This window comes from Variovorax terrae (assembly GCF_022809125.1).
Taxonomy (GTDB): Bacteria; Pseudomonadota; Gammaproteobacteria; order Burkholderiales; family Burkholderiaceae_C; genus Variovorax_A; species Variovorax_A terrae.
On the sequence record NZ_JALGBI010000001.1, the window covers coordinates 2,997,299 to 3,021,002 of the forward strand.

The following is a 23,704-nucleotide window of genomic DNA, read 5'->3' on the forward strand; positions in this document are numbered from 1 at the left end:
AAAAGCAGGCCAAAGGGTTGGCACGCACCATAGAGTCAAGCCCGCTCTACTGTGGCTCGCCTGTTTTGAGCACTGCAGAGGCTCACCCCGAAGGGGGGCTGCAGCGGGGGCTGCATGTCCTGCCCAAGTCCTTGGCCGCAGGAAGACCAAGCTGGCGCAAAAAGCAACTTTATGCATTAATTGCATAATCTTGAATCAACCCGGCCTTGGACATCGAGCCCGGCGGCGCCTACCCTTCGGGCTGGCAAGTCACCCAGTTCTTCAGGAGTCTCCATGTCACACGCACCCGGCACCGCCTCCACGGCCGCCCCCTCCCCCAACGCCCTGCCCTCATACCTCGACGCCAACAACCTCGGCCCCTGGGGCATCTACCTGCAGCAGGTGGACCGCGTCACGCCCTACCTGGGCAGCCTGGCGCGCTGGGTTGAAACGCTCAAGCGCCCCAAGCGCGCGCTGATCGTGGACGTGCCGATCCACCTGGACGACGGCACCGTGGCCCACTTCGAGGGCTACCGCGTGCAGCACAACACCTCGCGCGGCCCCGGCAAGGGCGGCGTGCGCTTCCACCAGGACGTGACGCTGTCCGAGGTGATGGCCCTGTCGGCCTGGATGTCGATCAAGAACGCCGCCGTGAACGTGCCCTACGGCGGCGCCAAGGGCGGCATCCGCGTCGACCCGCGCCGGCTCTCGCGCGCCGAACTCGAGCGCGTGACGCGCCGCTACACCAGCGAGATCGGCATCATCATCGGCCCCAACAAGGACATCCCCGCGCCCGACGTCAACACCGACGAGCAGATCATGGCCTGGATGATGGACACCTACTCCATGAACCAGGGCTCCACCGCCACCGGCGTGGTCACCGGCAAGCCGGTCGACCTGGGCGGCTCGCTGGGCCGGCGCGAGGCCACCGGGCGCGGCGTGTTCACCGTGGGCGTGGAGGCCGCCAAGCACATCGGGCTGGACGTGGCCCAGGCCCGCGTGGCGGTGCAGGGCTTTGGCAACGTGGGCGGCATCGCGGCCAAGCTGTTCGCCGAGACCGGCGCCCGCGTGGTGGCGGTGCAGGACCATGGCGGCACCATCTACCGCGAAGCCGGGCTCAACGTGCCCGAGTTGCTCAAGCACGTGGCCGAGCACCGCACGGTGGCGGGCTTCGCCGGGGCGGAAACCCTGCCCAACGACCAGTTCTGGGAGGTGGACTGCGAGATCCTCATCCCCGCCGCGCTCGAAGGCCAGATCAACAAGACCAATGCCGGCCGCATCAAGGCGCGCATGGTGATCGAAGGCGCCAACGGCCCGACCACGCCCGAGGCCGACGACATCCTGCAGGAGCGCAACGTCCTGGTGCTGCCCGACGTGATCGCCAATGCCGGCGGCGTCACGGTCAGCTACTTCGAGTGGGTGCAGGATTTCTCCAGCTTCTTCTGGGACGAAGACGAGATCAACGCCCGCCTGGTGCGCATCATGAGGGCCGCCTTCGCGGGCATCTGGCAGGTGGCGCAGGACCACAAGGTCAGCCTGCGCACCGCCACCTTCATCGTCGCCTGCACGCGCATCCTGCACACGCGCGAGCTCCGCGGGCTGTACCCCTGATTCCGAAGGCTTAAGCCCGGCCTAAGCCGCCGGCCGTATCATCGCCGTGCCCCTTCAAGGACGGAAAAGATGCGACTGCTGCTGGTCGAAGACGACCCCATGATCGGCGAGGCTGTGCTCGACGCGCTGCGCGCCGAGCACTATGCCGTGGACTGGGTGAAGGACGGCCTGATGGCCGACACCGCGCTGGCCAGCCAGGACTACGACCTGGTGCTGCTCGATCTCGGCCTGCCCAAGCGCGACGGCCTCGACGTGCTGCGCCGCCTGCGCGAGCGCCGCAAGCCGGTGCCGGTGCTGGTGGCCACCGCGCGCGATGCCGTGGGCGACCGCATCGCCGGGCTCGACGCCGGCGCCGACGACTACGTGCTCAAACCCTACGACATCGACGAGCTGCTGGCCCGCGTGCGCGCGCTGCTGCGGCGCAGCGCAGGCCGCGCCGAGCCGGTGTTCGAGCATGCGGTCGAGGGCAAGCGTGTCAGCCTGAACCCGGCCACGCACGAAGCCAGCGTCAACGGCGAGCTGGTCTCGCTCTCGGCCCGCGAATGGGCCGTGCTGGAGCCGCTGCTGGCGCGGCCCGGCGTGGTGTTCTCGCGCGCGCAGCTCGAGGAAAAACTCTACAGCTGGAAAGACGAGATCAGCAGCAATGCGGTGGAGGTCTACATCCACGGCCTGCGCAAGAAGCTCGGCAGCGAACTGATCCAGACCGTGCGCGGCCTGGGCTATGTGGTGCCACGCACATGACGCCCCAGCCTTCTTCCGATGCGGACACGGCACGGCACGAGGCCGCCGGCGGCCCGGCCACGCACTCCCTGCGCCGCCGCCTGCTGTGGTTCGTGCTGGCGGCCATCCTGCTGGCCGCGCTGCTGCAGGGCACCACGGCCTACCGGGGAGCGCTGCAGCAGGCCGACGACATGTTCGACTACCACCTGCAGCAGATGGCCTACTCGCTGCGCGGCGGCATTCCGCTGGTGCCGGCCCAGCCCGGCAACAGCAACATCGACGACCTCGACTTCATCATCCAGATCTGGGGCCAGGACGGCGCCCAGCTGTTCCGCTCCGAGCGCTCCGGGCTGCCGCCGCGCGCGGTGCTCGGTTTCTCCGACGTCACGGTCAACGGCACCAGCTACCGCGTCTACTCGGTGCAGACGCCGCTGCACACCATCCAGATCGCACAGGACATGAGTGCGCGCCAGGCGCGCGCCCGCGCGCTGGCGCTGCGCGCCACGCTGCCGATCGCGCTGATGGCGCCGCTGCTCATGCTCGCGGTGGGCTGGGTCATCAGCCGCTCGTTCGCGCCGGTGGAGCGCACGCGCCGCCAGGTGGCCGCGCGCGCCGCGGAAGACCTCTCGCCGCTGCCCGATACCGGCCTGCCCGACGAGGTGCGCCCGCTGGTGCAGGAACTCAACCTGCTGTTCGGCCGCGTGCGCACCGCGTTCGAAGCGCAGAAGCACTTCGTGGCCGACGCCGCGCACGAGCTGCGCTCGCCGCTGACCGCGCTCAAGCTGCAGGCCCAGGCGCTGCGCCGTGCCGACGACGCCGGCACGCGCGATGCCGCGGTGGCGAGGCTGAACCAGGGGATCGACCGCGCGATCCGGCTGGTCGAGCAGCTGCTCGTGCTGGCCCGCGCCGAAGCCGGCGGCGAAACCGCGCAGGACAGGCCGGTGGATCTGCAGGAGGTGGTGCGCCTCGCGGTGTCCGACGTGCTGCCGCAGGCCCAGGCCGCCGGCATCGACCTCGGCCTGATGGACGACAGCCCCGCCGGCCCCGTGGTGGTGCAGGGCCAGTCGGAGGCGTTGCGCGTCCTGCTGCGCAACCTGCTGGACAACGCCATCAAGTACACGCCGGTGCCCGGCCGCGTCGATGTGGGCCTGCATATCGATGGCACCCAGGCCCGGCTGATGGTGGACGACAGCGGCCCCGGCATCGCCGAGCCCGAGCGCGAGCGGGTCTTCGACCGCTTCTACCGGGCCCACAGCCCGGACGCCGCGCCGGCCGCCACGGGCAGCGGCCTCGGCCTGGCCATCGTGCAGGCCATCGCCCAGCAGCACGGCGCCGCCCTGCGGCTGGAGCGCTCGCCGTCGCTGGGCGGCCTGCGGGTGGAGGTTCGCCTGGCGCTGTCGGCTCCAGCCGCCACGGCAACGCGCTAGGATGGCAGTTCACGCAGCACGGTAACCGTTTTGCCTGTCCTTGCCCATTTCGCCATCGTCCTCGCCAGCCTGCTGGTCTATGCGGTCAGCACCCACACCAGCGGGCAGCGCCGCCACCCCTCGGCCGCCCTGGCCTGGGTGCTGACGATCACGCTGCTGCCTTACGTGGGGCTACCGCTGTACCTGGTGCTGGGCACGCGCAAATTCGTGCGCCCGGCGCGCCGCCCCGTGCCGCCCTCCAACGCACCGCAGGACAGTCCCCGCGGCTGCAGCATCGCCACCCTCGAAGGCATGGGCCTGGCCCCGCCGACGGCCAACCAGCGGATCTGCTTTCACGATGACGGCCCGGCCGCCTGGGACGAACTCGCGAGCCTCATTGGCAGCGCGCAGACGCAGCTGGACATCTGCACCTACGTGCTGGGCCACGATGCCCTGGGCCGGCGCGTGGGCCGCCTGCTCGAAGCCCGGGCCGCCGCGGGCGTGCGCGTGCGGCTGCTGCTCGACGCCGTGGGCAGCTGGCGCACACCGTCGGCCCAGGTGCGGCGCCTGCGCGCTGCCGGCGTCCAGGTGCACTGGTTCATGCCGCTGCTGCGCAACCCGCTGCGCGGACGCGTCAACCTGCGCAACCACCGCAAGCTGGCGATCGCCGACGGCCAGCGGCTGTGGAGCGGCGGGCGCAACCTGGCCGCCGAGTATTTCAACGGCCATGGCCATCAGGCGCCCTGGGTCGATCTGAGCTTCACCCTCGAAGGCCCGCTGGCCACGCAGGCGCAGGACCTGTTCGACGATCACTGGCGCCACAGCCGGGGGCCGGACTCTGCGGACGGCAGCCCCCTCCCCGCCGCAGCCGCGCCGCGCGAGGCCGCCCCGGCCGCGGCAGACGGCCCGCAGCACCGCGCCCAGCTGGTTCCCAGCGGCCCCGACCAGGCCGAGGACACGGTGCACGACCTGCTGCTCACCGCGCTGTTCCGCGCCCGCCACCGGGTGCAGGCCGTCACGCCCTATTTCGTGCCGGACGACAGCCTGCTCACCGCCCTGTGCCTGGCCGCGCGGCGCGGCGTGCAGGTTGAACTGGTGGTGCCGGCGCACTCCAACCATCGCCTCGCCGACATTGCACGCTCCCGGGCACTGCGCGACCTGGCCGCGGCCGGCGGGCAATTGCGGCTGGCCCCCGGCATGGTGCATGCCAAGGCCGTGGTGGTGGACGACACCCTGGCCCTGTGCGGCTCGCTCAATCTCGACTCGCGCAGCCTGTTCCTGAACTTCGAGATGATGGTGGCGTTCTACGCACCCGACGACATTGCCGCCGTCACCCGCTGGATCGACCACCATTTCCATCACCTGCCCTGCGACGAACCCCGCCGGCCCTCGCTGCGGCGCGACATCGCCGAAGGCCTGGTGCGCTGGCTCGGCTTCCAGATCTAAATCTATCTAGGGCGAGCCAGCTCTTAAGACTCCCCTAAGGCGGCTCCGCCACAGTTGGGCCATCAACTGGTTTCAACCCTGGAGCACACATGCAAACCATCTCCCTCAAGACTTCGCGCCTGATGCTGGCGCTCGTGGTGGCTGGCGTCATCGGCGGCGCCAGTGCCTCATTCATTCAGAGCAGCCGGGCCCATGCGACGCCGCCTCCCGTGGTCGCCGCGGCCACCGCCCCGATCGCGTCGATGGCCGTGCCCGACTTTTCGCAGATCACCGAGCGCTTCGGGCCGGCCGTGGTCAACATCAGCGTCACCGGCACCACCAAGGTCTCGGACGAATCGGCCACGACCGGACGCGAAGACCCGTTCGGCAACGACCCGTTCTTCGAATTCTTCCGCCGCTTCCAGCAAGGCCAACCCGGCCGCAGCGCGCCCCAACGCGAGGTGCCGACGCGCGGCCAGGGCTCGGGCTTCATCGTCAGCCCCGACGGCATCATCCTGACCAACGCCCACGTGGTGCGCGACGCCAAGGAAGTGACCGTCAAACTCACCGACCGCCGCGAGTTCCGCGCCAAGGTGCTGGGCGCCGACCCCAAGACCGACGTGGCCGTGCTCAAGATCGACGCGAAGAACCTGCCCGTGGTCACGCTGGGCAAGACCAGCGAGCTCAAGGTCGGCGAATGGGTGCTGGCCATCGGTTCGCCCTACGGCTTCGAGAACACCGTGACGGCCGGCGTGGTCAGCGCCAAGGGCCGCAGCCTGCCTGACGACAGCGCCGTGCCCTTCATCCAGACCGACGTGGCGGTGAACCCCGGCAACTCGGGCGGCCCGCTGTTCAATGCGCGCGGCGAAGTGATCGGCATCAACTCGCAGATCTACAGCCAGACCGGCGGCTACCAGGGCCTGTCGTTCGCCATCCCGATCGACGTGGCCAACAAGATCAAGAACCAGCTCGTCGCCACCGGCAAGGTCGAGCATGCGCGCCTGGGCGTGGCGGTGCAGGAAGTCAACCAGACCCTGGCCGACTCCTTCAAGCTCGACAAGCCCAACGGCGCGCTGGTTTCCAGCGTGGAGAAGAACGGGCCGGCCGACAAGGCGGGCCTGCAGCCGGGCGACGTGATCCTGAGCCTCAACGGCCAGCCCATCGTGTCCTCGGGCGACCTGCCGGCCGCCCTCGGCCTGGCCGCGCCCGGCGACAAGGTCAAGCTGGAAATCTGGCGCAAGGGCGGCCGTGACACCGTCACCGCCCAGCTCGGCAATGCCGGCGACAAGACCACGCAGACCGCCAGCAAGGGCGATGGCGAAAGCCACGGCAAGCTGGGCCTGGCCCTGCGCCCGCTGCAGCCCGACGAGAAGCGCGAAGCCGGCGTGGCCGATGGCCTGCTGATCCAGGACGCCAGCGGCCCGGCCGCCATGGCGGGCGTGGAGGCCGGCGACGTGCTGCTGGCCGTCAACGGCACGCCGGTGCGCAGCATCGACCAGGTGCGCGCGGCGGTGGCCAAGTCCGACAAGTCGGTGGCGCTGCTGATCCAGCGCGGCGAGGACAAGATCTTCGTGCCGGTGCGGCTGGGCTGACAGCGCCCCCGTTACAGCCCGTAACGCCCGATGCCGCCGCCAGGCGGCATTTTTTCGCCTCGAAAATCGGCTACGCTGTCCCGCTTGAACAGGAGGGACAGCGTGGCCAGAATCATCCAACAACTCCTCGCCACCTGCTGCGCCCTGGGCGCCCTGCAGGCCCAGGCGCTGCAAATCACCAGCCTCACGCCCCAGGGCGAAGTGGCGCGCATCCGGCAGGTGGTGGCCAAGTTCGACGACAGCGCCGTCAACTTCGGCGACCCCAAGGCGCCGGCCCCGCTGGCGCTGAGCTGCAGCGATGCCCAGGCCACCCAGGGCAATGGCCGCTGGATCAGCGACCGCGAGTGGGCCTTCGAGTTCGAGAACGACCTGCCGCCGGGCGTGAGCTGCGCGCTGCAGCCGCGTTCAGGCTTCAAATCGCCCAAAGGTCAAGAGCTGGCGGTCACCGGCAGCTATAAATTCAATAGCGGCGGCCCGTTCGTGCAGAACATCCGGCCCGGCAGCTACCAGCGCATCGACGAAGAACAGTTCTTCCTGCTGCAGCTCAACGGTGCGGCCACGCTGGCCAGCGTGCAGGCCAATGTCTGGTGCGCGGTGGATGGCCTGGGCGAGCGCGTACCGGTGCGCCTGATCGACGGCAAGGACCGCGCCGAGCTGCTCAAGTCGCAGGGGCTGGACAAGGCCGCCGAGAAAGACCCGCTGCGCTTCATCACCCTGGCCTGCAACCGCCGCCTCACGCCCTCGGCCAAGCTCCAGTTGGTCTACGGCAAGGGCGTGAGCACGCCCAGCGGCGTGCCCAACTCGGTGGAGAAGCGCTTCAACTACCAGGTGCGCGAGCCGTTCGAGGCCAGCTTCAGCTGCGAGCGCGAGAACGCCCAGGCCGCCTGCCTGCCGATCCGCCCGATGCGCCTGGGCTTCAACGCGCCGGTGCCGCGCAAACTGGCCGAGGCGATCCGCCTCAAGTCAGACAAGGACCAGTTCAAGCCCAGCTTCGACCAGGAAGAAGGCGACGGCGACAGCCTGGTCAACGGCGTGAGCTTCAAGCTCATCTTCCCCGAGCAGACCCGCTTCACGCTGGAGCTGCCCAAGGACTTCAAGGACGCCTCGGGCCGCACGCTGCGCAATGCCGACAACTTTCCGCTCAAGCTCGCCACCGGCCCGATGCCGCCGCTGGCCAAATTCGCGGCCGCGCCCTTCGGCATCGTCGAGCGCTTTGCCGAGCCGGACTCCGGCCCTGCCTCGCCCGCACTGCTGCCTGTGACCCTGCGCAACGTGGAGCCGGCGCTGCAAATCAAGGGCCTCGCACCCGGCGCGGCGGCCAATGCCGGTGGCAAGGTCAGCGACCTGCGCCCCGGCACCGATGCCGAGATCATCGCCTGGTTCCGCAAGGTCCAGCGCTACGACCAGTTCACCGTGCCGCGCCGCCAGGCCGCGCGCGACGTGCAGGGCCCGCTACCCAAGGTGCTGGAGGAGCGCGACAAGGACGAGGTGCAGTCGCGCATGGTCTCGCTGCTCGCCGGCCAGCCCAACGTGAAGACGCTGGATCTGCCCAAGCCCGCGAACAACGACCCGCGCCCGTTCGAGGTGGTGGGCATCCCGCTCACGCCGGGCTTCCACGTGGTGGAGATCGCCTCGCAGAAGCTCGGCGGCTCGCTGCTGGACGAGCGCTACGGCGGCGGCCGCACGATGTACGTGCGCAGCTCGGCGCTGGTGACCAACCTCGGCGTGCACTTCAAGCTCGGCCGCGAGAACGCGCTGGCCTGGGTCACCACGCTGGACAAGGGCAAGCCGGTGGCCGGCGCGGCGGTGCGCGTGTCCGACTGCCGCGGCAAGGAGCTCGCCACCGGCACCACCAATGCCCAGGGCCTGGCCGAGATCAAGGGCCTGTCGCCCGAGGCGCCGCAGTGCGGCAGCGGCGACGGCGAGGACTACCGCTCGGCCTACTTCGTGAGCGCGCGCAGCAAGGACGCCGGCGGCACCGAGGACCTGGCCTTCACCTGGAGCGACTGGTACCGCGGCATCGAGCCCTGGCGCTTCAACGTGCCCACCAGCCGCGAGGCCCAGCCCGACCAGCGCGCCCACACCATCTTCGACCGCACGCTGCTGCGCGCCGGCGAGACGGTGTCGATGAAGCACCTGATCCGCACCGAGACCAGCCAGGGCTTCGGCCTGCCCGATGCGCAGCCCGCCACGCTGGCCATCACCCATGTGGGCAGCGGCCAGCAGTACACGCAGCCGATCGTCTGGCGCAAGACGGCCACCGGCGGGCTGAGCGCCGAGAACAGCTTCCAGATTCCGCCGGCTGCCAAGCTCGGCGTCTACCAGGTGGAGCTGCGCAGCGGCGGCGCGCGCGCGCGCAGCTTCACCACCGGCGAGTTCCGCGTCGAGGAGTTCCGCCTGCCGGTGCTCGAAGGCCGCGTGGCGCCGGTGGAGAAAAAGGCGCTCATCAACGCCAAGGCCGTGCCCACCGAGGTGCAGATCAACTACGTGGCCGGCGGCGGCGCGGCCAACCTGCCGGTGCGCGTGTCGGCCCTGGTGCGCGGCAAGTCCCTGAGCTACAGCGACTACGACGAGTTCAACTTCTCGCCGCCGCGCGGCAACCGGGGCACCACGTCCGAGGGCGAAGAGGAAGCCAATGCCGGCCAGGACCAGCGCGTGATCGCCGACAAGCTGCCGCTCACGCTGGACCGCAACGGCGCGGGCAAGCTCACCATCGGCGACGTGCCGGCCGCCAGACAGCCGCAGGAGCTGCTGCTGGAAGCCACCTATGCCGACCCGAACGGCGAGGTGCAGACCCTGCGCAGCACCGCCACGCTGTGGCCCGCGGGCGTGGTCGCCGGCATCAAGACCGAGGGCTGGGTCTCGGCCAGCCAGAAGATCCGCTTCCAGGCGCTGGCGCTGGACCTCGGCGGCAAGCCCCAGGCCGACGTGGCGCTGGAGGTGAAGGCCGTGGCCCGCATCACCACCTCCAGCCGCAAGCGCATGGTGGGCGGCTTCTACAGCTACGACAACAAGACCGAGACCAAGGATCTGGGCAGCGTCTGCAGCGGCAAGAGCGACTCGCGCGGCCTGCTGCTGTGCGAGACCGCGCTCAAGGAGGCCGGCGAGGTGGAACTGGTGGTAACGGCCAAGGACCCGTCCGGCAACGCAATCCAGGCCGCCGCCTCGGTCTGGGTCACGAAACAGGGCGAGCTCTGGTTCGGCGGCGAGAACACCGACCGCATCGACGTGCTGCCCGAGAAGAAAAGCTACCAGCCCGGCGAGGTGGCCAAGCTGCAGGTGCGCATGCCGTTCCGTTTCGCCACCGCGCTGGTGGCGGTGGAGCGCGAAGGCATCATCGACACCCAGGTGGTGCAGCTCAACGGCCAGGACCCGACCGTGAACCTGCAGATCAAGGACGGCTGGGGCCCCAACGTCTACGTCAGCGTGCTGGCCCTGCGCGGGCGGCTGCGCGAGGTGCCCTGGTACAGCTTCTTCACCTGGGGCTACAAGGCGCCGCGCGAGTGGTGGACGGCCTTCTGGTACGAGGGCCGCGAGTACGTGGCGCCCACCGCGCTGGTGGACCTGAGCAAGCCCGCGTTCCGCCTCGGCCTGGCCGAGATCCGCGTCGGCACCAAGGCCCACCAGCTCGACGTGAAAGTCGCCGCCGACAAGCCCAGCTACCCGGTGCGCGGCACGGCCCGCGTGACCGTGACAGCCAAGCTGCCCAACGGCCAGCCCGCCGCCGGCGCCGAGGTGGCGCTGGCCGCGGTGGACCAGGCCCTGCTGGAGCTGATGCCCAACATCAGCTGGAATCTGCTCGATGCCATGCTGCAGCGCCGCGCCTGGGGCGTGGAAACTTCCACCGCGCAGATGGAGATCATCGGCCGGCGCCACTACGGCCGCAAGGCCGTGCCGGCGGGCGGTGGCGGCGGGCGCAGCAACACGCGCGAGCTGCTGGACACCTTGCTCCTGTGGAACCCGCGCGTGGTGCTCGACGCCAACGGCCAGGCTATGGTGAACGTGCCGCTGAACGACGCGCTCACCACCTTCAAGATCGTTGCCGTGGCCGATGCCGCCACCGGCCTGTTCGGCACCGGCGCCACCAGCATCCAGGCCACGCAGGACCTGCAGATCATCAGCGGCCTGCCGCCCCTGGTGCGCGAGGACGACCAGTTCCGCGCCCAGCTCACGCTGCGCAACACCGCCAAGGCGGCCATGAAGGTGGAGGTGGCGCCGCGCGCCACGCTGCTGGACCTGAAGCCGCAGACCGTGGACATCCCCGCCGGTGAAGCGCGCGAGGTGGCCTGGAACGTCACTGCGCCGGCCCAGCTCGGCCAGACCCGGGCCGAGGCCATCCTGTGGGAGATCGAAGCCAGGGACACGCTGAGCGGCGCGCGCGACGGCCTAAAGGCGCGCCAGCGCATCATCCCGGCCGTGCCGCTCACCGTGCAGCAGGCCACGCTGGTGCAGCTTGACGGGCCGTTCACGCTGGACGTGAACCCGCCAGCCGATGCCCTGCCCGCCAGCGGCCCCAAGCGCGGCGGCCTGCGCCTTGCGCTGCAACCCAAGCTGGCCGAGGGCCTGCCCGGCGTGCGCGACTGGTTTGCCAACTACCCGTTCGCCTGTCTGGAGCAGAAGACCAGCAAGTCGGTGGGCCTGCGCGACGGCAAGCTCTGGCAGGGCGTGGTGAGCCAGCTGCCGAGCTACCTGGATGCCGACGGCCTGGCCAGCTACTTCCCGCCGCGCGACGGCGAGAGCAACCGCGGCAGCGACATCCTCACCGCCTATGTGCTGGCGGCCACGCACGAGGCGGCTTCGCTCGATCCGGCCTTCGCCCTTCCCGACGAGGTGCGCGCGCCGATGGAGCGCGGGCTGATCGCCTTCGTCGAAGGCCGCATCACGCGCGAGTTCTGGAGCCCGCGCAAGGATCTGGACGTGCGCAAGCTCGCCGCCATCGAAGCGCTGTCGCGCTACGGCCGCGCCCAGGGCCGCATGCTGCAGAGCATCACCCTGGCGCCCAACCAGTGGCCCACCAGCGCGGTGATCGACTGGCTCAACATCCTGCGCCGCGTGAACGACGTGCCGCAGCGCGAGCAGCGCCTGGCCGAGGCCACGCAGATCCTCAAGAGCCGCCTCTCCTACCAGGGCACCAAGCTGATCTTCAGCACCGAGCAGGGCGATTACTGGTGGTGGCTCATGACCAATGGCGACGTCAACACCGCGCGCCTGATGCTGGCCGTGATGGACGACCCGGCCTGGAAGGACGACATGGGCCGCCTGGCCAACGGCTTCATCGGCCGCCAGCAGAACGGCGCCTGGCACACCACCACGGCCAACCTCTGGGGCGGGCTGGCGCTGGAGAAGTTCTCGCAGAAATTCGAGGCCACGCCAGTGGCCGGTGTCACCCGCGCTACGCTGGCCGCGGCCCAGGCCAGCGTGGACTGGAGCAAGGTGGAGCGCGTCAAGACCAGCGACGCCGCCGGCGCCCCGAACCAGACCACCTGGTTCGGCGCCCCCGCCTCGCCCGGCAACCTGCGCAACAACACGATGTTCCTGCCCTGGCCGGCGTCAGGCAAGGACACTTTGAGCGTCACCCAGCAGGGCACGGGCAAGCCCTGGCTTACGCTGCAGTCGGTGGCGGCCATCGAGCTCAAGGCGCCGTTCAGCGCGGGCTACCAGATCAAGAAAACCATCACGCCGGTGGAGCAGGCCGTCAAAGGCAAATACAGCCGCGGCGACGTGCTGCGCGTGACGCTGGAGGTGAACGCCAGCGCCGACATGACCTGGGTCGTGATCACCGACCCCATCCCCGGCGGCGCCACCATCCTGGGCAGCGGCCTGGGACGCGACTCCGAGATCGCCACCGCGGGCCAGAAGAGCGCTTCCGGCGCTGGCTGGCCGGCCTTCGAAGAACGCAGCTTCGAGGCCTTCCGCAGCTACTACGAGTACCTGCCCAAGGGCGTGGTCAAGATGGAGTACACCGTGCGCCTGAACAACGTGGGCGAATTCTCGCTGCCGCCCTCGCGGGCGGAGGCGATGTATGCGCCGGAGATGTTCGGCGAGACGCCGAACGCCAAGGTCAAGGTGGAGTGATGAACGACCTCGCCGCCTTCTTCGCCGGCGCCTTCCTCTGCAACAGCCTGCCACACCTGGTGTGCGGGCTGAAGGGAGAGCCCTTTCCAACGCCGTTCGCCAAGCCGCGCGGCGTGGGCGACTCGTCGCCGCTGGTGAATTTTCTGTGGGGCTTCTTCAACCTGATGGCGGGCATCGCGCTCGCGACCTGGCCGCCCATCCAGGTCGGGCTCAACGCCGGATTCCTGGCACTCATCGTGGGAGTGCTGCTCATAGGCCTGCACCTCTCGCGGCATTTCGGCAAAGTCAGACCGCGCCAGCAAGGGCGGTAGCGGCGGCCATGCCTTCATGCACCTCGGGGCAGGCTTGTGCCGCAACCGAGGCCGGGGTCCTCGCTACTGCGCCGTGGCGCCGGAAGCCTTGACCAGCATCGCCTGCCGCGGAATTTCAGCCTCCAGATAGTCGCTCAAGGCCTGGGCCGCGCCACCGCGGATCTGCACGCCCATGGCCTCGATCTTTTGCCGTGCCGCCTTGTCTGCCAGCACCTCGTTCATGCTCTTGTTGAGTTGCGAGACCACGGCGGGCGGCGTGTCCTTCGGCGCCAGCAGGGCGAAGCAGGTGTCGCTGATCAGGTCCGGGCGCCCCTGCTCGACCGTGGTCGGCACCTCGGGCAGCACGGACGAGCGCTCCTTCGAGAACACGGCCAGCACCTTCATCTCGCCGGCACGCACGTGGGGAACGGTCATGGGAATCACGGGGAAGATCGCCTGCAGGCGCCCGCCCAGCAGATCGGTCAGTGCCGCGCCGGGGGTCTGGTAAGGAATGTGCACCAGCGAGTTGCCCACCACGCGGCTCATCATCTCGCCGGAGATATGCCAGGAGCTGCCAACGCCCGTCGTGCCATAGCTGACCTTGCCAGGCTGCTGCATGGCGTAGGCTTCGAACTCCTTGAGATTCTTCGCGGGCAGCGCGCGGCTCACGGCCAGCACGTTGGGCGTGCAGCCCACCATGCCGATGGGAGCGAAGTCGCGCTTCGGGTCGTAGCCCACCTCCTTGTACAACGCCAGATTGGTGGCCAGCGGCCCGGTCCAGGAGATCACCAGGGTATAGCCATCGCCCCGTGCGCGCGCCGTCTGGGCCATGCCCAGATTGCCGCCCGCTCCCGGGCGGTTCTGCACCACGATCGACTGGCCGATGCGCCGGCCCATCTCGTCGGCCAGCAGGCGCGCCAGCGGATCGGATGAGCCACCCGCGCCGGCCGGCAGAATCATCGTCAGCGGCTGGCGCGCAGGCCAGGCTTCCTGGGCCATGGCCGGGTGTGCCGAGAGGCCGGCCAGCGCCAGGGCCAGCCCGGTCTTGAGGGTCGAAAACATGAAACGGACTCCTTCGATTGAAAACGAAATACGATGCCTGCGCGCCGTCACCTGGAGTGGTGCAGGCTGACCGTGACCTGCACGGCCTCGCGCGGCACCAGGCAGGAATTGAGCCCCACCACCGGCCGCACCCGCGAGCCTGGCGAGCTGGTGGCCCACTTGCCGGTGGCGGCCACGCCGTTGACCGCCAGCGGATCGATCTCGCGCCTGAGCTTTTCGGCCTCCCGGCGGTCGAGCGTCTTCAGCGCCACCCGCAGGATGACTTCGTAGGGCTCCACCGTCACCGGCGGGGAAGACTCCCGGTGCACACCATTGAGGCCCAGGTAGTCGAAACGGATTTCCTGGGCCTGCAAGCCCACTTCCCGAAAGCGCGTCTCCAGCAGGGTTTGCGTCATGCGGGCCCGGTCGAGCGCACCCGCGCCGGCGAAGATGACCATCTCCTCGGTCATGAAGCCCTCGGTCAGCCCCACCAGGACCTTCAGCGTGGGGGTCTTGGGCAAGCCCGCGTCATGGACCAGCACCTCCACCTCGTCGGGCGCCGTCTGCTGGAACGCCACCTGCGTCAGGTCCGTCACGCAGTCGGGGCCGAAGTAGCACGAAGGGTCCTGCACCTCGTAGAGCAGCTGCTCCTTGCAGGTGGCCGGTGAGAGCAGGCCGCCGGTCTTCGGCAGCTTGGACATCACGATGCGGTCGGCCGTGACTTCGACGATCGGATTGCCAATGTGCGCGAGGTCCGGCACGAGCTTGTAGCCCGGGTCAGCGAAGTAGCCTCCCGCCACCTGGGCGCCGCACTCCATCAGGTGCCCGATGACCATGCCGCGGCCGGCCTGCTTCGCGTCATCCAGGCTCCAGCCGAACTCATGGGCCAGCGGCCCGTAGTACAGGCAGGCATCCGCCACCCGCGTCGTGATCACCACGTCGGCGCCGGCCGCCAGCGCATCGACAATGCCCTGCGCCCCCAGGTAGGCTTCGGCGGAGACGATGCGCTCGCGGCTGTCGGCCACGGGCTCGCCGGTTTCGATGAAGCGCAGGCCCAGGCCGGCGATGCGGTCGGTGAGAATGCCGCCCTGCACGGCAGCCACCTTCAGGTCCGCAATGCCCAGCGCCGCGGCCAGTGCCACCACGCGCTCGGCCGCCGCCACCGGGTCCAGCCAGCCCTGGTTGCTGATGATGCGGATGCCCCTGGCCTTGCAGTCGCGCAGGATCGGCTCCAGCCGCGCCACCAGGTAGGGGTCGTAGGGCGGCGTTTCGGTGTTCTCCATGCGCGCCACCTGCGCGGCGCTCATGGTCACTTCGGACATCGATTCAAAGCAGAGGTAATCCAGGTCGCCTTGCGCCACGAGCGCGCTGGCCGGCTCGAACCGGTCGCGCGACCAGGCGGTTGCCGCGCCCAAGCGCACGCTCTTGTGCCCCTGCAAGGTGCGCGAGGACCGGTAGGCGGCGCTCATGTCGCCTCCCTCATCTTCTGTGCGCGCCCGACATAGCCGGCATCCACCTCCACCGGCAGGGACAGCATGAGCGAGGACAGGGCCTTGCCCGACTCCTCGAATGCCAGCGTGCGCGAGCGGCCGCCCTCCAGCACTTCGTCCAGCACGAAGTTCAGCGCGCCGATGCGCGGCACCTCGTAGCGCTGGATGCGGCCTTTCGTGATCGGACCGTAGAGGCGGCGCACCGCCTCCACCGTGACCTGCTCGCACAGCAGGGCATAGTCCTCCATCTCATAGGCGATGACCGACACGGTGGAGCTGTTGCCCTTTTCACCGGAACGCGAATGCGCCACCTCGCGCAGGCTGATCGTCTTCTTCATGAATCCCCCGTGGCTTCAGTTGATGCTGGCACCCGTGGCCTTGACCACTTCCGCCCACTTCGCAATGTCGTCCCGCACGAACTGCTGGAACTCCGTGGGACTGCTGCCCACCAGCGTGAAGCCCTGGGGCGCGAGCTGGGTGCGCAGTGCGGCGTCGGACGTGGCCTTGACGATGGCGCGGTTCAGCCGCGCCACCAGTTCCGGCGGCGTGCGCGCCGGCGCAAACAGGCCCATCCACGCGGTGGCGTCGAAGTCCTTGATGCCCTGCTCGCCCGGCGTTGGCACGTCCGGCAGCAGCGGCGTGCGCCTGGGTGCCAGCACGGCCAGCGCCTTCAGGTTGCCGCTCTTGATGTGCGAGACCAGGGCCGGCACCTGGTAGAACAGCACGGGCACATGGCCCGCCATGGTGTCGGTGATCGCCTGGCCCACTTCCTTGTAGGGCACGTGGTTCAGCGGGGCACCGGTGCGCAGCTTCAGCAGCTCGCCCGCGAGCTGGCCCGAGGAGCCCACGCCCCCGGTGGCGAAACTCAGGCCGCCCCGCTGGCGCGCCAGCGCCACGAGTTCGGAGATGTTGTTGGCAGGCAGGTCCTTGTTCACCGCCAGCAGATTGGGGAAATACGCCACCAGCGACACCGGCGCGAAGTCCCGCAGCACGTCGTAGGGCAGGTTCTTCATCATCGAGGCATTGATGGAATGCGATGAGATCGTGCCCATCACCAGCGTGTAGCCATCGGGGGCGGCCTTGGCCACCTGGGCGCTGCCCAGCGCTCCTCCGGCGCCCGCGCGGTTCTCCACCACCACCGGCTGCCCCAGGTCCTGGCTCATCTGCTTGGCGATCACCCGCGTGAGGATGTCGGTGCTCGAGCCCGCGCCATACGGCACCACCAGCGTGACCGGGCGCTCCGGATAGCTCCCCGGAGCATCGGCGGCGAAAGCCGCACCCAGCGGCAGGGCCCACAGCGCGGCCCAGGCCGCCCAGCGCCGGCGGCGCACTCGAATCGATTCCATAAGTCTCCTCATCACCCAGAAAAATCAAGGCCCGCCTCACGGGGAGGGCGCCTGGGCTGAGGGGCATCTTATGAACACGCGCCCCGGCGCACAAACGCTATATTTCAATCCATTGATAACCCCTCACGATCAATGAAGCAACTCCCCTGGTTTCAAGCGCTGCATCCGCTGAACCTCAACCACCTGCTCACCTTCATGGCCGTGGCCGAGGTGCGCAGCTTTCGCACGGCCGCCGGCCTGGTGCACCTGTCGCAGTCGGCTCTGAGCGTGCAGGTGAAGCAGCTCGAAGATGCACTGGGGGTTGCCGTGCTGCACCGAACCACCCGCTCCGTCACGCTCACGCGCGAGGGCGAGCGCCTGTACGCCGTGATCAAGCCGCTGGTGAACGAGGTCGCCCAGGTGGCCTCCGAGCTCAAGGGCGAAGCCGCGCTGCAGCGCGGCGTGGTGAGGGTCGCCGTGCTGCCTTCGCTCGCCTCGACGCTGCTGCCCCAGGTGATCCGGGGGTTCAATGCGCTGCACCCGGGCATCGACATCCGGATGCAGGACGTGGACTCCCGGCGCGCGCTGGAGCTGGTGCGCGACGGCGAGGTGGACATCAGCCTGATGTCCCGCAACATGCGGCTGCTGGACATGGCGTTCGAGCCGCTCTTCCAGGACGATTTCCTGGCCGTCGTGCCGGCGGCGGGCCACCCGCTGAGTGCGCGTTCGCGCGTGCGGGCACGCGACCTCGCGGCATTCCCCCTGCTGCTCAACCCGCGCGGCGTCGACCTGCGCGAAGCCCTGGAGCGCATTTTCGAAGCGGACGGCATCCAGGTCCAGCCGACCCAGGAGCTGACCGGCACCCATGCCCTGGTGTCCCTGGTCGGGCTCGGCCTCGGGGTCAGCGTGCAGCCGCGCATTTCGCTGTACGGGCTGGATCTGTCGCGTTGCCGCCTGCTGGATTTCCTGCCGCGCTCCTCGCGCGAGATCGGCGTGGTCACCCTTCGCCATCGATCCGCGTCACCGGCCATCGCGGCCTTCCGCGGCTTCATGGCGTCGCGCGCCACCGAGCTGGGCCTCCTGCTGCAAAAGGTCGTGGCGTGAGCGCACGCGCCCTGCTCCGCCCCCACGCCGTGGCCGCCTGCCGCGCCGGACTGGCTGGCGTGCTGCTGGCAGCCACGCACCTGCCGGCCCATGCCTTGCCCAGCTTTGCCGAAGTCCGGCAGGAATTTCGCCCCTCCGACACCTTGATCCTCTCGCGCGAAGGCGAGGTGCTGCAGCGCATCCGCACCGATGCCACGGTGCGCCGCGGCCAATGGGTGGCGCTGGCCGACGTGTCGCCGGCCCTGCGCACGGCCCTGGTACTGAGCGAGGACCGGCGCTTCTGGGAGCACAGCGGCGTGGACTGGCGCGCGGTGTCCTCTGCCGCCTGGGGCAACCTGTGGAACCAGAAGACGCGCGGCGCCTCCACGCTCACCATGCAGCTCGCCGGCCTGCTCGACGGCGACTGGCGCCAGGGCCCCGGCGGCCGCAGCGTGACGCAGAAGCTCGGCCAGGCGGTGGCCGCGCAGGTGCTGGACCGGCGCTGGCGCAAGGACCAGATCCTGGAGGCCTACCTCAACGTGGTGCCGTTTCGCGGCGAGATCGTGGGCATCGACGCGCTCTCGCGCACGCTGTTCGGCAAGGCGCCGCACGGCCTGGATGACCGCGAGGCCGCCGTGGCCGCGGCCCTGGTGCGCGCGCCCAATGCGCGGCCGCAGCTCGTGGCGCAGCGCGCCTGCGGCGTGCTCCGGGCCCTGCAGCCGGCCGGCGCCGCGCGCGCGGACTGCGAGGGCCTGGACCTGTTTGCCACTGCGGCGCTGCAGCGCAAGGCCTTCGACGCCAGCGAGGGCATCGCGCCACACGCGGCGCGCCGGCTGCTGGCCAGCCGCACCGGCCGCGCCGACACCGTGAACTCCACCCTTTCCGCCCCGCTGCAGCGGTTTGCCACGGAAACCCTGCAGCGCCAGCTGCGCGAGCTGCACGGCCGCCATGTGGAGGACGGCGCCCTCGTGGTGCTGGACAACTCCAGCGGCGAGGTGCTGGCCTGGGTCGGCTCCTCGGGGAGCTTGAGCGCCGCGGCCGAGGTGGACGGCGTCACCGCGCCGCGCCAGGCCGGCTCCACGCTCAAGCCCTTTCTCTACGCCCAGGCCATCGCCGAGCGGCGCCTCACCGCGGCCTCGCTGCTGGAGGATTCTTCGGCGCAGATCCCCACCGCCAGCGGCCTCTACATCCCGCAGAACTACGACCGCCAGTTCAAGGGCTGGATCTCGGTGCGCACCGCGCTGGCCGCCTCGCTCAACGTGCCGGCCGTGCGTACGCTGGTGATGGTTTCGCCCGACGCCTTCCACCACCAGCTGCGCGCCGTCGGCCTGCCGCTGCGCGAAACCGGCGGCTACTACGGCTACAGCCTGGCGCTGGGCAGCGCCGAGGTGCCGCTGCTGGGCCTGGCCAACGCCTACCGCACACTGGCCAACGGCGGGCGCTTCAGCCCCACCTCGCTCACGCCGGTGCAGCGGCCCCCCACCTTCACGGCCGCGCTGGATGCGCGCGCCGCCTTCATCGTGGCCGACATCCTGAGCGACCCCAACGCCCGCGCCCGCACCTTCGGCACCGACAGCGTGCTGGCCACGCGCTTCTGGACGGCGGTGAAGACCGGCACCAGCAAGGACATGCGCGACAACTGGGCCGTCGGCTTCTCGCAGCGCTACACCGTGGGCGTGTGGGTCGGCAACGCCGGCGGCGCGCCGATGTGGGACGTGAGCGGCACCAGCGGCGCGGCGCCGGCCTGGGCCGCGGTCATGAACTTCCTGCACCGCCGCGCGCCCAGCCGCACGCCCACGCCGCCCAGCGGCCTGGTGCAGGCGCAGGCGCAGTTCGGCCCGCAGCTCGAGGCGATGCGCCGCGAGTGGTTTTTGCAGGGCACGGAGCAAACCTCGTTCGCTATCAATTCAATAGCAAACAATGACCGCAGGACCTGGACCTCCGGCCAAAAACATACTCAAACCGGCGAAATGGGGCCGCCCGGCCGCATCCTCGCCCCCGCGCCGGGCACCATCGTCGCGCTGGACCCCGACATCCCGCCCCACCGCCAGCGCCTGAGCTTCAGCGCCGAAGGCGCGGACCTGCGCTGGCTGATGGACGGCAAGCCGCTGGCCCGGGGGCCACAGGCCCAGTGGCTGCCCTGGCCGGGCCGGCATGTGGTGCAGTTGACGGATGCCGGCGGCCGGGTGCTGGACGAGGTGCGCATCGAGGTGCGCGGCGCCGGCGTGCGCCCCGCAGGGAAAACCCCGACCGGCCGGAAAGCCGACTGACAGCTTGGTGCGCCATCCTTGGCCTGCGCTGCACCTCCGGGTGTGCGCCAGCAAGCTTCATCCAAGAAGCCTTGGGGCACCCCGCCAGGCGGGGTGCTCTTTTTTTGCGGAGCCCGCGCCCCGGCCGCCCGCGGCATGAGCAAATTTGCGCGCCCGCGCAAATTTCTTCAAACCGCCCCCGGCCCAAACTCGCTACGATTCACGGCTCCTAGGAGACTCTTTCGTGACCGTCATCACCAATATCGAAGACCTGCGCGTGCTCGCGCAAAAGCGCGTGCCCCGCATGTTCTACGACTACGCCGACTCCGGCTCGTGGACCGAAGGCACCTACCGCGCCAACGAGGCCGACTTCCAGAAGATCAAGCTGCGCCAGCGCGTGGCTGTCAACATGGAGAACCGCAGCACCCGCACCCGGATGCTGGGCGTGGACGTGGCCATGCCGGTGGCCATCGCGCCCACCGGCATGACCGGCATGCAGCACGCCGACGGCGAGATCCTGGCGGCTCAGGCGGCCGAGAAGTTCGGCATTCCGTTCACGCTCTCGACCATGAGCATCTGCTCGATCGAGGACATCGCCGCCCACACCAAGGCGCCGTTCTGGTTCCAGCTCTACGTGATGCGCGACCGCGACTTCATCGAGCGCCTGATCGACCGCGCCAAGGCCGCGAACTGCGGCGCGCTGGTGCTCACGCTGGACCTGCAGATCATCGGCCAGCGCCACAAGGACCTGAAGAACGGCCTGTCGGCGCCGCCGAAGCTCACGGTACCCAACCTCCTCAACATGGCCACCAAGCCGCGCTGGTGCCTGGGCATGCTGGGGACGAAGCGCCGCAACTTCGGCAACATCTTCGGCCACGTCAAGGGCATCGAGAACATGGGCTCGCTCTCGGAGTGGACCAACAAGCAGTTCGATCCGCGCCTGAACTGGGGCGACGTGGAGTGGATCAAGAAGCGCTGGGGCGGCAAGCTCATCCTCAAGGGCATCCAGGACGTGGAGGACGCGCAGCTCGCCGCCAGCAGCGGCGCCGATGCGCTGATCGTCTCCAACCACGGCGGGCGCCAGCTCGATGGCGCGCCGTCTTCGATCTCGGCGCTGCCGGCGATCGTGGACGCGGTGGGAAGCAAGATGGAAGTGCACATGGACGGCGGCATCCGCAGCGGCCAGGACGTGCTCAAGGCCGTGGCGCTGGGCGCCAAGGGCACCTACATCGGCCGCAGCATGCTGTACGGCCTGGGCGCGATGGGCGAGGCCGGCGTCACCAAGGCGCTGCAGATCATCCACAAGGAGCTGGACCTCACCATGGCCTTCTGCGGCCACACCGACATCAGCCGGGTGGACGCCGGCATCCTGCTGCCGGGCACGTACTGAGCGCCTGCGGGGCCGGGCCAGCCCGGCCCGTCCTGCCATGGCGAGCGGTGGGGCTACAGCGCCAGGAAATGATGCACTTGCGGTTGGCCGGGCCCTCTGTGGAACCGCAGCACTTCGCTCTGCAAATCCGCATCGGCCTGCGACACGCGGTGGTGCTGGCGCAGATGCTCGGCCCACGACTCGACGAGAAACCACTCCATCACGTGTTCGGCGTCGGCGCTGTGCTCCACAACGCCCCAGGCATAGGCTCCGTCGCGCAGGCGCTCCTGCGACAGGCGCCTGATCGCCCCCAGGAACGCAGGCCGGTCTTCCTGGCGGATGCGGTACTCGATCTGCACCATGACCGGGCCGCGGTCATGCACGACCGGCTCGGCAACCAGGGGCTCGGGCCAGTGGCGTGACGCCTGCAGATCCGCTTCGCCGGCGGGCAGGCGGACGCGATGGAACAGCAGGGCCACGGCCGCCAGGCCGGCGGCGCTCACCAGCAGCGCGCCGGGCACGCCGATCTCATGCGCGACCAGGCCCCAGCCGAAGCTGCCGGCGGCCATGGCGCCATTGAACACGGTGAGGTACACCGCCAAGCCGCGCCCGCGCACCCAGTTCGGCAGGATGGCCTGGGCCACGCTGTTGAAGGTGGTCAGCGCCGTGATCCAGCCCAGCCCCAGCAGCAACAGCAGGGCCACCGCCAGCCAGGGAGGCGGCGCGAACACCAGTGCGCCCATGACGGCGGCGCTGATGAGCGAGGCCAGCAGCACCAGGCCATCGGCATCCAGCCGCCGGCGCAGCTGCGGCATCACCAGTGCACCGGCGATGGCTCCCGCGCCCACGGCCCCGAGCAGCACACCGTAGAAGCCGGCGCTGCCGCCGAGCATCTGGCGCGCCACCAGCGGCAGCAAGGCCCACACGGCGCTGGCGAACAGGAAGAACACCGCTGCCCGCAGCAGGACGCGGTGCAGTTCCGTGCTGGCCCGCGTGTAGCGCAGCCCGGCGCGAAAAGCCCCCAGGAAGTTCTCCGACAGCGTGCTGTCGGCCACTGCCGGCCGTTTCCACCACAGCAAGGCGGCGATCACGAAGGCATAGCTCAGCACGTCCACCCCGTAAGTCACCGCCGCGCCGAAGCTGGCCAGGATCAGCCCGCCCGCCGCCGGGCCAATGGCGCGTGCAATGTTGATGCCCAGCGAATTCAGCGCCACCGCGCCCTTGAGGTCTTCGCGCGGCACCAGCTCGGGCACGATGGACTGCCAGGTCGGCCCCATCAGCGCGGCGCCGATGCCGCCGACGAAAGTCAGCGCGATCAGGTACTCCACCGTCAGCGTGTCGGTGTGCGAGAGCAGCAGCAGCGTGCCGCTCACCGCCGCCAGCACCAGTTGCACGAAGATCAGGAAGCGCCGGCGGTCCAGGATGTCCGACAGCACGCCCGCCGGAATGGCCAGCAGGAAGATCGGCAGCGTGGCGGCTGTCTGGATCAGCGCCACCGCGGTCGCGCTGGCCGACAGGTCGGTCACCAGCCACGAGCTGGCGACGTCGCGCATGAAGCTGCCGATGTTGCCCAGCACGGTGGCGGCCCACAGCACGGCAAACACCGGCTGGCGCAGCGGCGCGAAGCTGCTGGCGGTTGAAGCGTTCTTGGTCTCAGGCATGGCGTCCTCCCAGGTCTTGCCAGACGACCAGCAGCAGTCCCCCTGCCAGCGCGCCATGTTCACAGAATGCGATGCCCAGGCGCCGCCGCTTGGCGCCTGAAGTTTGCCAGAAGCGATGGGCCAGCACGGCCGCGAGCAGCGTGAAGGCGGCCAGCAACAGCGCACCCAGCCAGCGATGCCAGCCGCTCAGGATCAGCGCGGGCGCCACCACTTGCAGCGCGGCCGTGGCGGCGGCCAATGGCGCGGCGGGCGCCAGGCCGAGGCCGCTCACTTCGGCCACCGCGCCGCGAAAGTCCAGCAGCTTGAGCACCGCCCCTTGCAGGTAGGGGGCACACAGGCACAGCAGCAGCAGCGTGTGCATCCAGGGCGCCGTGAGAACCGCCTGCAT

General features: G+C 69.7%; 16 protein-coding genes. 10 read left to right on the forward strand and 6 right to left on the reverse strand.

What is annotated here, in order from left to right:
* Positions 1–273: 273 nt before the first annotated feature.
* The 7 genes from MMF98_RS14145 (at position 274) to MMF98_RS14175 (ending at position 13,119) form a co-directional block, all read left to right on the forward strand.
* A complete protein-coding gene (locus MMF98_RS14145; RefSeq protein ID WP_243306967.1) occupies positions 274–1,590 on the forward strand; it encodes a Glu/Leu/Phe/Val family dehydrogenase in 1,317 nt (438 codons plus the stop codon).
* Positions 1,591–1,659: 69 nt separating this feature from the next.
* Positions 1,660–2,331, forward strand: coding sequence for a response regulator (locus MMF98_RS14150; protein ID WP_243306968.1), 672 nt, complete (start codon positions 1,660–1,662; stop codon positions 2,329–2,331).
* A complete protein-coding gene (locus tag MMF98_RS14155) occupies positions 2,328–3,737 on the forward strand; it encodes an ATP-binding protein (RefSeq protein ID WP_243306970.1) in 1,410 nt (469 codons plus the stop codon). The genes MMF98_RS14150 and MMF98_RS14155 overlap by 4 nt, the downstream gene beginning before the upstream one ends.
* A gap of 30 nt (positions 3,738–3,767) precedes the next feature.
* Positions 3,768–5,162, forward strand: a complete 1,395-nt coding sequence (locus MMF98_RS14160) for a phospholipase D-like domain-containing protein (RefSeq protein ID WP_243306971.1) — start codon at positions 3,768–3,770, stop codon at positions 5,160–5,162.
* An 89-nt stretch (positions 5,163–5,251) separates the two neighbouring features.
* Entirely contained in the window at positions 5,252–6,733 is a 1,482-nt protein-coding gene (locus tag MMF98_RS14165; RefSeq protein ID WP_243306973.1) for a DegQ family serine endoprotease, read from the forward strand.
* Between the two features lie 30 nt (positions 6,734–6,763).
* Positions 6,764–12,808: an alpha-2-macroglobulin family protein gene (locus MMF98_RS14170; protein WP_423837600.1), complete on the forward strand. Its 6,045-nt coding sequence runs from the start codon at positions 6,764–6,766 to the stop codon at positions 12,806–12,808.
* Complete coding sequence (locus MMF98_RS14175; RefSeq protein ID WP_243306974.1) at positions 12,808–13,119, forward strand: hypothetical protein; 312 nt, start codon at positions 12,808–12,810, stop codon at positions 13,117–13,119. Before MMF98_RS14170 ends, MMF98_RS14175 begins: the two co-directional genes overlap by 1 nt.
* Before the next feature lie 63 nt (positions 13,120–13,182).
* Here the strand turns inward: MMF98_RS14175 and MMF98_RS14180 are convergent, their stop codons facing one another.
* Genes MMF98_RS14180 through MMF98_RS14195 form a run of 4 tightly spaced genes read right to left on the reverse strand, consistent with a single transcriptional unit; the run spans position 13,183 to position 16,975 of the window.
* A complete protein-coding gene (locus MMF98_RS14180) occupies positions 13,183–14,160 on the reverse strand; it encodes a Bug family tripartite tricarboxylate transporter substrate binding protein (protein WP_243306975.1) in 978 nt (325 codons plus the stop codon).
* A gap of 47 nt (positions 14,161–14,207) precedes the next feature.
* Entirely contained in the window at positions 14,208–15,608 is a 1,401-nt protein-coding gene (locus MMF98_RS14185) for an acyclic terpene utilization AtuA family protein (RefSeq protein WP_243306976.1), read from the reverse strand.
* On the reverse strand, positions 15,605–15,967 hold the full coding sequence (locus tag MMF98_RS14190) for an AtuA-related protein (protein ID WP_243306977.1): 363 nt from the start codon (positions 15,965–15,967) through the stop codon (positions 15,605–15,607). The genes MMF98_RS14185 and MMF98_RS14190 overlap by 4 nt, the downstream gene beginning before the upstream one ends.
* A gap of 15 nt (positions 15,968–15,982) precedes the next feature.
* Positions 15,983–16,975: a Bug family tripartite tricarboxylate transporter substrate binding protein gene (locus MMF98_RS14195; protein WP_243306978.1), complete on the reverse strand. Its 993-nt coding sequence runs from the start codon at positions 16,973–16,975 to the stop codon at positions 15,983–15,985.
* A gap of 132 nt (positions 16,976–17,107) precedes the next feature.
* On the opposite strand from MMF98_RS14195, the gene MMF98_RS14200 reads away from it, so the two are divergent.
* From MMF98_RS14200 to MMF98_RS14210, 3 genes are all read left to right on the forward strand, one after another.
* Positions 17,108–18,058, forward strand: coding sequence for a LysR family transcriptional regulator (locus tag MMF98_RS14200; RefSeq protein ID WP_243306979.1), 951 nt, complete (start codon positions 17,108–17,110; stop codon positions 18,056–18,058).
* 29 nt (positions 18,059–18,087) lie between these two features.
* The gene (gene pbpC, locus MMF98_RS14205; protein WP_423837624.1) at positions 18,088–20,307 is read left to right on the forward strand and encodes a penicillin-binding protein 1C; all 2,220 of its coding nucleotides are present in this window, start codon (positions 18,088–18,090) and stop codon (positions 20,305–20,307) included.
* A gap of 223 nt (positions 20,308–20,530) precedes the next feature.
* Entirely contained in the window at positions 20,531–21,676 is a 1,146-nt protein-coding gene (locus MMF98_RS14210) for an alpha-hydroxy acid oxidase (protein WP_243306982.1), read from the forward strand.
* A 53-nt stretch (positions 21,677–21,729) separates the two neighbouring features.
* On the opposite strand, the gene MMF98_RS14215 is transcribed toward MMF98_RS14210, so the two are convergent.
* A complete protein-coding gene (locus tag MMF98_RS14215; RefSeq protein WP_243306983.1) occupies positions 21,730–23,316 on the reverse strand; it encodes an MFS transporter in 1,587 nt (528 codons plus the stop codon).
* A complete protein-coding gene (locus tag MMF98_RS14220; RefSeq protein ID WP_243306984.1) occupies positions 23,309–23,704 on the reverse strand; it encodes a DoxX family membrane protein in 396 nt (131 codons plus the stop codon). The genes MMF98_RS14215 and MMF98_RS14220 overlap by 8 nt, the downstream gene beginning before the upstream one ends.